This is a genomic window from Xanthomonas floridensis, from assembly GCF_001642575.1.
Taxonomy (GTDB): Bacteria; Pseudomonadota; Gammaproteobacteria; order Xanthomonadales; family Xanthomonadaceae; genus Xanthomonas; species Xanthomonas floridensis.
The window spans coordinates 118,853-130,876 of record NZ_LXNG01000005.1 but is presented as its reverse complement, the minus strand read 5'-3'; the positions used below and the strand labels follow the sequence as shown (position 1 = coordinate 130,876).

Here is a 12,024-nt window from a genome sequence, read left to right as displayed (position 1 = left end):
CTTCGGGCACCTTCTCCCGATGGGAGAAGGAAGATGCCGTCACAGGTGCAGAAACAATCCGCACAGCACCACACACCACCTGACACCGCACCCTCATCCGCCCTTCGAGCACCTTCTCCCGATGGGAGAAGGAAGATGCCGTCACAGGTGCAGAAACAATCCGCACAGCACCACACGCCACCTGACACCGCACCCTCATCCGCCCTTCGGGCACCTTCTCCCGGAGGGAGAAGGAAGATGGGGTCCCAGGCGCAAACGGCATCACTCCAACGCAACCTCCCCCTCACGCAACTCCCGATACGCCACCACCAACGCCTGCACATCCTCTGCCGAGAACAACAGCTTTAACACTGGCGACACCTCATACCGCTCCTCGCTACCGCGCAGCCGCGACAGCAACTGGTTGTCGCGCATCTTGCCAATGGCCGTCATCACCCGCCGCGTGAACCCGGCCTTGTCGGTGGAGAGGTTCTTTTCGTACACCGACAACGCCTCGACCAACTGCGCCTCGTCCACCACCGCGCGCTCGCCGCGCGTATCGGCCTCGGCCAGCTGCTGGCGCAGAAACAGCAGCAGCACCGACTCGATGAAGGTCAGCGGCGCGCTGCGCAGCAGGGTGGGCGATTCCAGCTCGGCGGTGTCGGCCTGGCGGGTGAACGCCACCCCGCCCTCGCGGTCCAGCACCAGTTCCAGGAACAGCTCGCACAACATCTGGCGGATGGCCGCTTCGTTGCGCAGCAGCGCTGGCCACAACGCGCCATGCCGCTGCGCATCGATGCTGGGCCCGGCCAGCAACTGGCACAGCGCGCGGCGCGCCTCGAACGGCAGCGTGCCGGTGTCGCCCAGGAACAGCGCACCGCCCGGTGCATCGCCGGCGGCATCGCTGGCGCGCAGCGGCGTGGCTCTGTCGGCGGCGTCCCCGTCGTCCTCGTGCGTGTCGGACCGCGCCTGCTCAGACCAGTTCATTGCGTTTCTCCCGGGTAAACCACACCAAGGGAATGCGCGCACGGCGCACCGCGCCGTCGCCGCCTTCCCATTGCACCGTCTCCATCTGGCCGTCGATCACCATGCCGTGGCGCGTGCCCAGCGACAGATAGCCGATCACGCTGCCCAGCCCCTGCGCGGCCGGGCGTTGCTGCAGCGCGTCGCCGATGGTGAGCCGCGGCTGTTGCCCAAGCAGCACGTATAGATCGTTGCGCAGGGTGCGCACATCGATTTCCGACTGCGCGACCAGATCGCCCACGCTGTCCAGCGAGATATCCGCCGCATCGGCGGCGTACACGCGGCCATCGACCTGGGTCAGCCGCGGGTCGTGCAACCGCCATTGCGACAGCGAGCGCAGCCGGCTGCTGCTCAGCGCCTGGGTGTAGCCGGTGGCGGCGGTGGCGTGCAGGCTGTCGCGCAGCTGCAGGGCTTCGCCCTGGGCCTGCTTGAGCAACTGGTTGAGCCTGCGCTGTTCCAGATAGCCGCGGCTCTGCACGAACCCGCGCAGGCTGCGTGCGAAGTGCTGCATCACCGTGTGCACTTCGCCACCGCGCTCCAGCAGCGTGCCGGTGAGCCCGCGCAGAAAGGCGCGTTCGCGACGATCGAGCTTGCGCGCGAACCCACGTGCGAGCAGGGCGTCCAGCGCCTGGTCCAGCTGGCTGCTTTGCTGGGTGTCGTTGAGCAGGCTCCAGAACGCTTCGAAGGTGCGCCCGGCCTCGCTGTCGGCGATCACGTCCACGCCGTTGAACAGCTGCTCCAGCACATCGCCGCGCGCGCCTTCGTCATCGATGATGCGCTCGCGGAACTGACGATTGAGCTGCTCGAAGTCGTCGCGTACGCGATGGAAGTCCTCCGCCAGCTCGTCGGAGAGATGAATCAGGTCGCGTGCACGTTCCAGCGCCCGCTTGCCATCCAGCGCACCAACGCGGCCAGAGGCCACCCGTTCGATTTCGGCATCGATGCGGGCACGTTCGTCGCGCAAGGCGGCCAGCCGCACCTCCGGGTCGGCTTCGGTCTGGCCGGCCAGCTGCACCAGCTGCTGGATCACCAGCGACAGCCGGCTTTCGGTGGCGCTGCTACCGCTCTCGCGCAGTCCGGCGATGAAGCGGATCGCCTGGGTGGCCGCGCGCGAAAGTTCGTATTCCTCTTCGGCCGCACCTTCGGGCAGGCGGCGTTCCAGCCAGCCCTGCGCCAGCCAGTGCGCCAGATAGGCCTGCGCGGTGCGCGGCAGTTCGCGCGAAAGTTCATCGCCGCGCAGCGCGTCCAGCTGGCGCTGCAGGCGCGCGTGCAGCACCGCCGACGGCAACCGGCGTTCGTCATCCATCAACACCGTCTGCAGCAGGCCGATCAGCTCCGGGGCATGATCGGCGGCCAGCAGTTTCCAGGCCGGCTGCTCGCGCAACTGGCGGTAGCCGGCAATCCGTGCCTGATGCTTCATGGCGACTGCAGGGGCTGCCTCAACGCTTGCCGCCCACTTCGATGAATTGCAGGAATTCGGCGCGGGTGCGCGCGTCTTCGCGGAAGCTGCCCAGCATCTTGGAGGTCACCATGCTGACGCCGCGCTTGTGGATGCCGCGGGTGGTCATGCACTCGTGCGCGCCTTCCACGACCACGCCCACACCGCGCGGCTGCAGCACGTCCTGGATGCACTGGGCGATCTGGGCGGTCATCTTTTCCTGCACCTGGAAGCGGCGCGCGTAGCTTTCCACCACCCGGGCCAGCTTGCTGATGCCCACCACCTTGCCGCGTGGCAGGTAGCCCACGTGCACCTTGCCGATGATCGGCGCCATGTGGTGCTCGCAATGGCTTTCGTAGGAGATGTCGCGCAGCACGATCAGTTCGTCGTAGCCGGCCACTTCCTCGAAGGTGCGCTCCAGGTATTCGCGCGGTTCCTCGCGGTAGCCGCTGAACCAGTCGCCGTAGGCTTCGGCGACCCGGCGCGGGGTATCCAGCAGGCCCTCGCGGGCCGGGTCTTCGCCGGCCCAGCGCAGCAGGGTGCGCACGGCGTCTTCGGCCTGGGCCTGGGTGACGGTGGAATCGGGCTGGTCGGACTGGCTCATGCGCAGGTGCACCCAAAGGGGGCGAGCATGGTACCCGAGGACGGGCCGGCGGCCCCAGTGGCGGTTGCGGCTGCTGCCGCGGGTTCAGTGACTATTGATTCATTGTTGAATTGATAGCATCCTAACTATTATGACGAGCACACTTCTTTCTCCCCGCGCCCAGCTCAGCTCCGGCCTGCTGGTGGCCGCCCGGCAATGGCAGCGGCTGGCCGACCAGGCCTTCGAAGCGTTCGGCCTGTCCAGCGCCTGCACCGGGCCCTTGCTGATGGTCGGCCGCTCCGGCGGCGGCATCCGCCAGGTGGCACTGGCCCAACAGCTGGGCATGGAAGGCCCATCGCTGGTGCGGCTGCTGGACAAGCTGGCCGCGCAGGGGCTGGTGCGGCGCGAGGCCGACAGCAGTGACCGCCGCGCCAACCAGTTATGGCTCACCGACGAGGGGCAGGCGCTGGTGGTGCGGATCGAGGCTCGGCTGGATGCGTTGCGGACCGAGGTCTTCGGCACGCTCAGCGAGGCGCAGGTGCAAGTGGTGCTGACGCTGTGGGAGCAGATCGCGCAGGCACATGCGCGGCTTGGCCAGTCCGAGCCGAGCGGCTGACGGAGCGGCGGGCGCGGCTGTCCGGCAGGCATGGACGGCACGGAGCACCCGCCGCATCTGCCCCCTGCGCGCCGGCCCGGCGGCTACGCAGCAGTTCTGTGGCTCGGCATGCGCGGCGCGCGTGCCAATGGCCACGCACAGGTGCTGCCGGGTGGTGGTGTCTTTTATAAGCAGGAAATCCCGATGTACGGCGAGTTCAGTCTCTACGGTGTGTTCGTTCCCACCCTGCTGGCGTTGATGACGCTGGCCTATCTGCTCAACAGCGCGCTCGCTGCGCTGCTGACCCGCGCCGGTGCGTATCGCCATGTCTGGCACCCGGCGCTGTTCAACCTGGCGCTGTACGTCGCGCTGCTGGGCGGCCTGTTTTTCCTTACCCGTTGGATGCAATCGTGAAAAAGCTGATCAAGACCGCGGGGCCGGCGCTGCTGACCCTGGCAATGGTGGCGGTGGCCGCGCTGGTGCTGCAGCACCTCTGGCAGTACTACATGGAGGCGCCGTGGACGCGCGATGCGCACGTGGGCGCCGATGTGGTGCAGGTGGCGCCGGACGTGTCCGGGCTGGTGGAATCGGTGGCAGTGGCCGACAACCAGCAAGTTCGGCGTGGGCAGCTGCTGTTTGTGGTGGACCGCGCGCGCTATGCGATTGCGCTGGAACAGGCGCAGGCGGCGCTGGCAGAGCGCCAGGCCACGCTGAGCCAGCTGCGCCGCGAGATTGCGCGTGATCGCAGCCTGCAGGACCTGGTGGCCGCCGAAGATGCCGAGGTACGCCGCTCGAATGTACAAAAGGCGCAGGCCGCCGTGGCCACCGCGCAGTCGGCGGTGGATCTGGCCCAGCTCAATCTAGACCGCACGCAAGTGCGCAGCCCGGCCGATGGCCATGTCAGCGACCGCACCGTACGCGTGGGCGACTACGTCAGCGCGGGGCGCCCGGTGGTGGCAGTGCTGGATACCGGCTCGTTCCGTGTCGATGGCTATTTCGAAGAAACCCGCCTGCACGGCGTGCATGCCGGCCAGCGCGTGGACGTGCACCTGATGGGCGAGCCGGTGACCTTGCACGGGCATGTGCAAAGCATCGCTGCCGGTATCGAAGACCGTTACCGCAGCGGCAATGCAGGCGCCTTGCCCAACGTCACGCCCGCATTCGACTGGGTGCGGCTGGCGCAGCGCATCCCGGTGCGCATTGCGCTCGATGAGGTGCCCACGCACGTGCAGCTGATTGCCGGGCGTACCGCCACGGTGGCGATCCTGCCCGATGCCACGCAGACGCCGTCCGCTGCCTCTCCTGCGCACGTGCAGGCAAGGGCCGCGCCATGAACCGCTTGCGCCTGCTCGGCCTGAGCGCTGCCGTCACCGTGCTGGCCGCCTGCAGCACGGTCGGCCCCGATTACGCACTGCCCGATCAATCCGCCTACCGGCGCCCGGCCGCCAATGCCGCGTTCATCGACACCGGCAACGACCAGGTGCAGCCCGGCGCGCCGCTGCCGGCACGCTGGTGGGCGCTGTATCGCGACCCGATGCTCGACCGCCTGGTCGAACAGGCGTTGCGCGACAACGTCGAGCTGAAGGTGGCCAGCGCCAACCTGCGCCGCGCCGCAGCGGTGTACGAACAGGCCATGGATGCCGGCGGCTTCGATTACGAGGTGGAAGCCGGCGTCAGCCGCGCGCAGGTCTCGGCCGAAGCGTTCCTGCAGGAGGAAAAGCTGCCGGTGTTCAACCTGGCCGACGGTAAGCTCGGTGTGTCGTACCAGTTCGACCTGTTCGGCAAGCTGCAACGCGGCGCCGAAGCCGCGCACGCCGATACGCAGGTCGCACAGGCCGCCATCGATCTGGCCCGGGTCAACGTGGCCGCGCAGGTCGCCGGCAGTTATGTGGAGATCTGCCACGCCAACCATGAGCTGCACGTGGCCGAGCATTCGCTGCAATTGCAGCAGCGCAGCCGCGAGATCACCCAGCGTTTGATCGCCGCCGGACGCGGTACCCCGCCCGATCTTGCACGCGCCACCGCGCAGGTGGCGATGCTGGAAGCGGCGCTACCGCCGCTACGCGCGCGCCGCCAGGCCGCCGGTTACCAATTGGCAGCGCTGCTCGGCAAGACGCCCGGGGAGGTGCCGGCCGGCGTGGACCGCTGCGATCACCCGCCTGCGTTGCAGCAGGCGATTCCCGTTGGCGACGGACGCGCATTGCTGGCGCGCCGGCCGGATGTGCGCCAGGCCGAACGCCGGCTGGCCGCGGCCACCGCGCGCATCGGCGTGGCCACCGCCGAGCTGTATCCGGACATCCGCCTGGGCGGTTCGATCGGCGCCACCGGTTTGCTGGCCGACGTCGGCGAGCCGGCCACGCATGCGTGGTCGTTCGGCCCGCTGATCTCCTGGACGCTGCCCTCGGCCGCTGCGCATGCCCGCGTGCGCGCCACCGAAGCCGGTGCCGACGCGGCGCTGGCGCAGTTCGACAACACCGTGCTGCAGGCCTTGCGCGAAGTGCAGACCGCATTGTCGCGCTACGCGCAGGATCTGGACCGCCTGCACCTGCTCGAACAGGCGCAGCAGCAGGCCGAACTGGCCTCGTCGCAAAACCGCCGGCTGTATCAGGGCGGGCGCACGCCGTATCTGTCCAGCCTGGATGCCGAACGCACCCTGGCCACCGCCGACATGACCCTGGCCAATGCGCAGGCGCAGGTGTCGCAGGATCAGATCCAGCTGTTTCTGGCGTTGGGCGGCGGCTGGGACACCGACGCCCGCAGCGACGCCACCGCTGCCACTGCCGCGCGATGAACGCATTGCTGCGCGATCGCCAGGCCTGGCTGTTCTCGGTCAAGACCTTCGCCGCCTCGATCGCGGCGCTGTACGTGGCGCTGGCCGGCAATCTGTCGCGACCGTACTGGGCCATGGCCACGGTCTACATCGTCTCGCAACCATTGCTTGGCCCGACCCGCGCCAAGGGCGTGTACCGCGTGCTCGGCACCTTGCTGGCCGGCGCGGCCACCTTGGTGATGCTGCCGAATCTGGTCGAAACCCCGCTGCTGCTGAGCGCGGCGATGGCGCTATGGCTATCGGTCTGCCTGTTCCTGGCGCTGCTCAACCGCGGCCCGCGCGGCTATGCGTTCCTGCTGGCCGGCTACACCGCCGCCTTCATCGGCTTTCCGGCGGTGACCTCGCCCGAAGGCATCTTCGACACCGTGGTGGCCCGCAGCGAAGAGATCATCCTGGGCACGGTGATGGCGGTCTTGTTCGCCTCGCTGGTATTCCCGGCCTCGGTGCGGCCGATGCTCCATGCACGCATCGGCAGTTGGATGCAGGATGCCGCGCAATGGTGCCGGCAGGTGCTGCAACGCGGCGCCTCGCACGCCCCGCGCAATCGGCTGGCAGCCGACCTGGTGCAGTTCGATGCCTTGATCGCCTTCGTCCGTCACGACGACCCGCGCCATGCCGGTGCGGTGCCGGCGATGGAGCAGCTGCGCGCACGCATGTTGCTGCTGTTGCCGGTGCTGTCATCGATCACCGACCAGCTGCAGGCGGTGCATGACGCGCACGGCACCGGTTCGCCTACGCTGCTGCAGCTGCTGGACGATATCGGCGTCTGGATCGAACAGGGCCAGGACGCCGACAGCGCCGTCGCCCTCGCCGATCTGCACGCGCGCATCGCCGCCCTGCGCCCGGCCGTCGATAACGACTTGCAGCGCCTGCTACGTGACAGTCTGTTGCTGCGCCTGCAGGAGCTGCTGGAGCTGTGGCAACAGTGCCGCGCGCTGGAGCGCGAGTTGTTGCACGACACCACGGCCCCGGCGCCCGACATTGCCGCCTCTGCGACGACCTTGCCACCGGACGCACCCGTCAGCCCTGCTGCCGCAGCACCCCGCGCGGCCAGCCGACAGGCAGACAGCGATGCGGTGCAGCCCGACGCTGCAGCGCCGACCATCGACCCGCCGACGAGCGCCGCAGCGCCAGCGAATGGGCCGCACGCTGCTTCACATCTGGGGCGCAGTGCAGGCAATGGCACTCACGCCTCCGGGCGGCAACGCCTGCCCTGGTTACGCAACGCTGCCAGCGCAATGAGCACGCGTGCGTCCGGCGCCTCCAATGCCCGCCATCTCGACCTGGGCATGGCCGGGTTCTCCGCACTCAGCGCCGGCATTGCACTGATGGCCTACTGCGTGCTGTGGATCGGTATCGGTTGGGAAGGCGGCGGCAATGGCGCGATGATGGCGGCGGTGACGGCGGCCTTTTTCGCGGCCCAGGACGACCCGGCGCCCAGCATGCTGTCATTCCTCACCTGGGCGGTGGTCGCCAGCCTGGTCGCCGGCATCTACCTGTTCGGCATCTTCCCGGCCATCCACGATTTCCCGATGCTGGTGCTGGTCCTGGCGGCAGTGTTCCTGCCCCTGGGTGCGCTGCTGCATCGCCCCAGGACCATGCTGATCGCGCTGCCGCTGGTGGTGAACCTCACCGCGTTGCTGAGCCTGCAGAACACCTACAACGCCAACATCCAGAGTTTCGTCAACGCAGCGGTGGCGATGGTGCTGGGCATTGGATTTGCCGTGGTGCTGACGCGACTGTTCCGCTCGGTGAGTGCCGAATGGAGCGCGCGCCGGCTGGTGCGCCAGGGCTGGCGCACCCTGGCCGATGCCGCCGACGGCCGCGGCACGCAGGACCGGCAGCACTTTGCCGCGCGCATGCTGGACCTGCTCGGCCTGCTCGCACCACGGCTGGCATTGGCGCCGGAAGGCAGCGAGCTGGCCTCGGTGGATATGCTCAACGAAGTGCGTGTGGGCTTGAACATCCTGCAGCTGCGCAGCGCGCGCCGCGGGTTGCCACAGCCAAGTAGTGATGCGGTGGATGCGATTCTGGCCGAGGTTGCTGCGCACTACCGGCAACAGATCGCGCACAAGCGCCCGCTGCCTGCGCCGGATGCATTGCGCGCGCGGCTGGATGCCTCGCTGGCGCGCGTGGGCAAGGTGCCGGCAGGCGCACATCGCGATGAAGCGCTATTGGGGTTGATTGGGCTGCGTTACAGCGTGTTTGCGCAGACGGCGCCGCAAACCCATGGGTACGTCGGTACTCGTTCGCCCTTAGCCCCTCTCCCCACGGGAGAGGGGTTGGGGTGAGGGTACGGTGCGAAGCCCTAGCGTTGTTCAAGCGCATGTGGCTTCGCACGTACCCTCATCCGCCCCTTCGGGGCACCTTCTCCCGATGGGAGAAGGGCAACGCGAATCAGCGCTTGCGTTGATGCATCGCCGCTTCGTCGTCCAGCCAGTTGCTGCCCTTGTTGGTCAGGAAGAACATGTAGACCACCAGCGACACCGCGATCACCGCCGTGGCGTAGATCACGAACTCACTCACATGTCCGGTCTTCAACGAGGCCTGGTACAGCAGCGGCGCAGTACCGCCGAAGGCGGAGTTGGCCAGTGCATAGCCCAGGCCCACGCCCAGCGCGCGCACATGGGTGGGGAACAGTTCTGCCTTCACCACCGCGTTGATCGAGGTGTAGCCGGTCAGGATCACAAAGCCCACGGTGAGGATCGCAAAGGCGGTCAGCCAGTCGGTCTGCTTGGGTAGCTGGGTCACCAGGAACCAGGTGTAGAGCACGCCGCCGATGCCGAAGAACACCAACAAGGTCTTGCGGCCCACGATGTCCGACAACCACCCGCCCACTGGCTGCATCAGCATCAGCACCGTCAGCGCGACCAGGTTGATGATGGTGCCGGCCATCACGTCGCCACCGGCGAACGCGGTCTGGATCATCTTCGGGCCGGTCACCGAGTAGGTGTAGAACGCGATGGTGCCGCCGGCGGTGATCAAAAAGCACAGCAACAGCGGGCGCCACTGATGGACGAACAGCTCGCGCATCGAACCCGAGGCCCTGGCCTTGCCGGTGCGCGAATCGGCGATGGATTCGGAGCTCAGCGACTCATCCATGGTCTGGCGCAACCAGAACACCACCAGCGCGCCGATACCACCCAGGCCAAACGCCACGCGCCAACCCCATGCCGACACCTGCGAGGCATCGAAGAAATGCAGCATTACCAGCAAGGTGGCCTGCGCCAGCACATGGCCGCCCACCAGGGTGACGTAATGGAACGAGGACAGGAACCCGCGCCGTCCGGGAATCGCCGCTTCGGACATATAGGTTGCGCTGGTGCCGTACTCCCCACCGGTGGCAAAGCCCTGCAGCAGCCGCGCCAGCAACAGGATGATGGGCGCGGCGATACCGATCGTGGCCACGGTGGGCGTGATGGCAATGACGAACGAGCACAGCGCCATCATCGACACCGAGATGGTCAACGCCAGGCGGCGGCCATAGCGGTCGGCGAAGCGACCGAAGTACCACGCGCCGATCGGGCGCATCAGGAAGGTCATCGCGAAGATCGCCCACACGAACATCGTGGCGTTCTTGTCTTCCTTGGAAAAGAACTGCGATTCGAAGTAGGTGGCGAATACCGAATAAACGTAGACGTCGTACCACTCGACCAGATTACCGGCCGACCCCTTGAGCGTATTGGACACCGAGCGGCGAAGGCTACCGGGCGCTGCGCCAGAACCGGCGGCAATCGGAGACGATGGGGGTGCGCTCATGCGGTCAGAACCTCTTCGGTGGGGCAGCCCTGGAGTATAGGTGTGCGCTTGTGTGACGCATGTAAGCATTTCGGCGCATAGGCAGGCGCCGCGCAAGCCGCTAGTCAAGGGGCAGCGTGCGGTTGGAAAACCACCGAGGTGCGGCCTGCATCGCCGTCATTTGGCCGCGCTCTCTCACAGCTTGCGCGTGACGCTTCAGCTCGCTTTTGGCGTCGGCGCAGCCAGCGATTTGCTGTACATCCCGGAGCGATCGAAGCAGCACGCACGGCGCTTGCCGGACGCCAGCATGTCGCAGGCGGTGGCGATGCGCTTGACCCGCGTGTCGGCCTTCTTGCCCGACACGATCCAGAAGATCCAGTCGCGCCGCGCCACTGCCGTGATGTCGTCCCAGGTCGCACGCGCGGCCGGCTGCGCGGCCAGTGCGGCGTGCAGATCATCCGGCACCACCGGCTCGGGTTCCACGTCCACCGGCGTCATCTCCACTGCGACCCTGTCACCGGCAGCCACGCCGGCGGCCTGTTGCAAGGCATGGTCGACCTTGAGCCAATGCCCGCCCTGCCCGTCGGGTTCAAGCGTGGCCTGCAGCGGATACCCGGCAACTGTGCCGGTGACGGTGACCATGCTGCGCGTGGGCAACGTGTTGCTTGCTGCGGCAGGCAACACGATAAACACCCAGCTGGCATCTGCAGGCGTTGCAGGCTGCAATAAAAAGGCAGTGAAACGAATGGCGGCGGTGCGCATTGCGCGAACGATAGCACCGCCGTTGCCCGCTACCTGCGCAGTGCACTGGTGCCGCACGTCACCATGCAAAGGGCCGCACGCTCCAGGCCGCATGCGCACCCTCTCATGCGTCCTGCGGAAGCAGCTCCTTGAGCGTATCGATAAAGGCGCGCAGGCCCGGCGGCAGTTGGCGCCGCCCGGGGTAGTACAGCACCAGCCCAGGAAAGACCGGGCACCACGCGTCGAGCACACGCACCAGCGTGCCGCGTTGCAGGGCTGCGCGCACCGCGTACTCCGGTACATAGGCAATACCCAGCCCGCCTTCGGCGGCTTCGCACATCTGCGTGATCTGGTCCAGGGTAAGTCGCCCAGGCACATCAATCACCACTTCCTCCCCGCGCCGTTCGAACTCCCAGCGGTACAGTTTGCCGCTGGGCATGCGGTGGCGGATGCAGGCGTGCCTGTGCAGGGAGTCGGGTGTGTCGGGCTCGCCGGCATGCGCGAGATAGGCCGGCGCGGCAACCGCTACAAAACGCGCCGGCCCGCCGAACGGCACCGCCACCATGTCCTGCGGCACCGACTCGCTGAAGCGAATGCCGGCATCGAACCCTGCCGCCACGATATCCACCAGCCGGCCTTCGCTCACCAGATCCACCGACAGCGCCGGGTAACGCACCAGCACCTGCGGTACCACCTGCTGCAGCAACAACTGCACCACCACCTCGTGCGCATTGATACGCACGGTGCCGGTGGGTCCATTGCGGAAATCCTCCAGCTCCAGCAGCGCGTGGTCCACGTCCTGCAACGCCGGGACCAGCTTTGCGTACAGACGTGCACCGGCTTCGGTGAGCGACACACTGCGCGTGGTCCGGTGCAACAGGCGCACCCCTACATTGCGCTCCAGCGCGCTGATCAGGTGGCTGAGCGAGGACGGCGCAAGCCCCACCTCGCTGGCCGCACGTCGAAAACTGCGATGCGTGGCCACGGCGGTGAACGCGGCGAGATCGTTGAACGTAGGCTTGGGCATTAGTGGCAAAACCGCATCAACTCATTCGAATTCTATGGCATAGACCCAGCAATCTACGCTTCCTACAGTG

11 protein-coding genes are annotated in these 12,024 nt (G+C 67.3%); 5 read left to right on the top strand and 6 right to left on the bottom strand.

Annotated elements, in window-relative coordinates:
• Positions 1-261: 261 nt before the first annotated feature.
• From A7D17_RS04010 to folE, 3 genes are read right to left on the bottom strand one after another with little or no spacing between them, the layout of a single operon-like run.
• Complete coding sequence (locus tag A7D17_RS04010; RefSeq protein ID WP_064507914.1) at positions 262-966, bottom strand: DUF4194 domain-containing protein; 705 nt, start codon at positions 964-966, stop codon at positions 262-264.
• Positions 953-2,422, bottom strand: coding sequence for a DUF3375 domain-containing protein (locus A7D17_RS04005; protein ID WP_064507913.1), 1,470 nt, complete (start codon positions 2,420-2,422; stop codon positions 953-955). Before A7D17_RS04005 ends, A7D17_RS04010 begins: the two co-directional genes overlap by 14 nt.
• A gap of 19 nt (positions 2,423-2,441) precedes the next feature.
• Positions 2,442-3,044, bottom strand: a complete 603-nt coding sequence (folE, locus tag A7D17_RS04000; protein WP_064507912.1) for a GTP cyclohydrolase I FolE — start codon at positions 3,042-3,044, stop codon at positions 2,442-2,444.
• 130 nt (positions 3,045-3,174) lie between these two features.
• Between folE and A7D17_RS03995 the strand changes: the two genes are divergently transcribed.
• From A7D17_RS03995 to A7D17_RS03975, 5 genes are all read left to right on the top strand, one after another.
• Positions 3,175-3,639, top strand: a complete 465-nt coding sequence (locus A7D17_RS03995) for a MarR family winged helix-turn-helix transcriptional regulator (RefSeq protein WP_064507911.1) — start codon at positions 3,175-3,177, stop codon at positions 3,637-3,639.
• Between the two features lie 183 nt (positions 3,640-3,822).
• Positions 3,823-4,032 (top strand): DUF1656 domain-containing protein, encoded by a 210-nt coding sequence (locus tag A7D17_RS03990; protein ID WP_064507931.1) that lies wholly within the window; start codon positions 3,823-3,825, stop codon positions 4,030-4,032.
• Positions 4,029-4,952: an efflux RND transporter periplasmic adaptor subunit gene (locus tag A7D17_RS03985; RefSeq protein ID WP_064507910.1), complete on the top strand. Its 924-nt coding sequence runs from the start codon at positions 4,029-4,031 to the stop codon at positions 4,950-4,952. The genes A7D17_RS03990 and A7D17_RS03985 overlap by 4 nt, the downstream gene beginning before the upstream one ends.
• A complete protein-coding gene (locus tag A7D17_RS03980; RefSeq protein WP_064507909.1) occupies positions 4,949-6,409 on the top strand; it encodes an efflux transporter outer membrane subunit in 1,461 nt (486 codons plus the stop codon). Before A7D17_RS03985 ends, A7D17_RS03980 begins: the two co-directional genes overlap by 4 nt.
• Positions 6,406-8,739, top strand: coding sequence for an FUSC family protein (locus A7D17_RS03975; RefSeq protein WP_064507908.1), 2,334 nt, complete (start codon positions 6,406-6,408; stop codon positions 8,737-8,739). The genes A7D17_RS03980 and A7D17_RS03975 overlap by 4 nt, the downstream gene beginning before the upstream one ends.
• 106 nt (positions 8,740-8,845) lie before the next feature.
• Here A7D17_RS03975 and A7D17_RS03970 read toward each other — a convergent pair whose 3' ends face one another.
• The 3 genes from A7D17_RS03970 to A7D17_RS03960 all read right to left on the bottom strand — a co-directional run bounded on the left by A7D17_RS03970 (position 8,846) and on the right by A7D17_RS03960 (position 11,954).
• On the bottom strand, positions 8,846-10,207 hold the full coding sequence (locus A7D17_RS03970) for an MFS transporter (RefSeq protein WP_064507907.1): 1,362 nt from the start codon (positions 10,205-10,207) through the stop codon (positions 8,846-8,848).
• Positions 10,208-10,402: 195 nt separating this feature from the next.
• Positions 10,403-10,948: a YdeI/OmpD-associated family protein gene (locus tag A7D17_RS03965; RefSeq protein ID WP_064507906.1), complete on the bottom strand. Its 546-nt coding sequence runs from the start codon at positions 10,946-10,948 to the stop codon at positions 10,403-10,405.
• 103 nt (positions 10,949-11,051) lie between these two features.
• Positions 11,052-11,954: a LysR family transcriptional regulator gene (locus tag A7D17_RS03960; protein WP_064507905.1), complete on the bottom strand. Its 903-nt coding sequence runs from the start codon at positions 11,952-11,954 to the stop codon at positions 11,052-11,054.
• Between the last annotated feature and the right edge of the window lie 70 nt (positions 11,955-12,024).

Coding starts and splice junctions, on each gene's coding strand:
- A7D17_RS03995 (WP_064507911.1), top strand. CDS start 3,175: ATGACGAGCACACTTCTTTCTCCCCGCGCCCAGCTCAGCTCCGGCCTG.
- A7D17_RS03980 (WP_064507909.1), top strand. CDS start 4,949: ATGAACCGCTTGCGCCTGCTCGGCCTGAGCGCTGCCGTCACCGTGCTG.
- A7D17_RS03965 (WP_064507906.1), bottom strand. CDS start 10,948: ATGCGCACCGCCGCCATTCGTTTCACTGCCTTTTTATTGCAGCCTGCA.
- A7D17_RS03990 (WP_064507931.1), top strand. CDS start 3,823: ATGTACGGCGAGTTCAGTCTCTACGGTGTGTTCGTTCCCACCCTGCTG.
- A7D17_RS04010 (WP_064507914.1), bottom strand. CDS start 966: ATGAACTGGTCTGAGCAGGCGCGGTCCGACACGCACGAGGACGACGGG.
- A7D17_RS04005 (WP_064507913.1), bottom strand. CDS start 2,422: ATGAAGCATCAGGCACGGATTGCCGGCTACCGCCAGTTGCGCGAGCAG.
- A7D17_RS03970 (WP_064507907.1), bottom strand. CDS start 10,207: ATGAGCGCACCCCCATCGTCTCCGATTGCCGCCGGTTCTGGCGCAGCG.
- A7D17_RS03975 (WP_064507908.1), top strand. CDS start 6,406: ATGAACGCATTGCTGCGCGATCGCCAGGCCTGGCTGTTCTCGGTCAAG.
- folE (WP_064507912.1), bottom strand. CDS start 3,044: ATGAGCCAGTCCGACCAGCCCGATTCCACCGTCACCCAGGCCCAGGCC.
- A7D17_RS03960 (WP_064507905.1), bottom strand. CDS start 11,954: ATGCCCAAGCCTACGTTCAACGATCTCGCCGCGTTCACCGCCGTGGCC.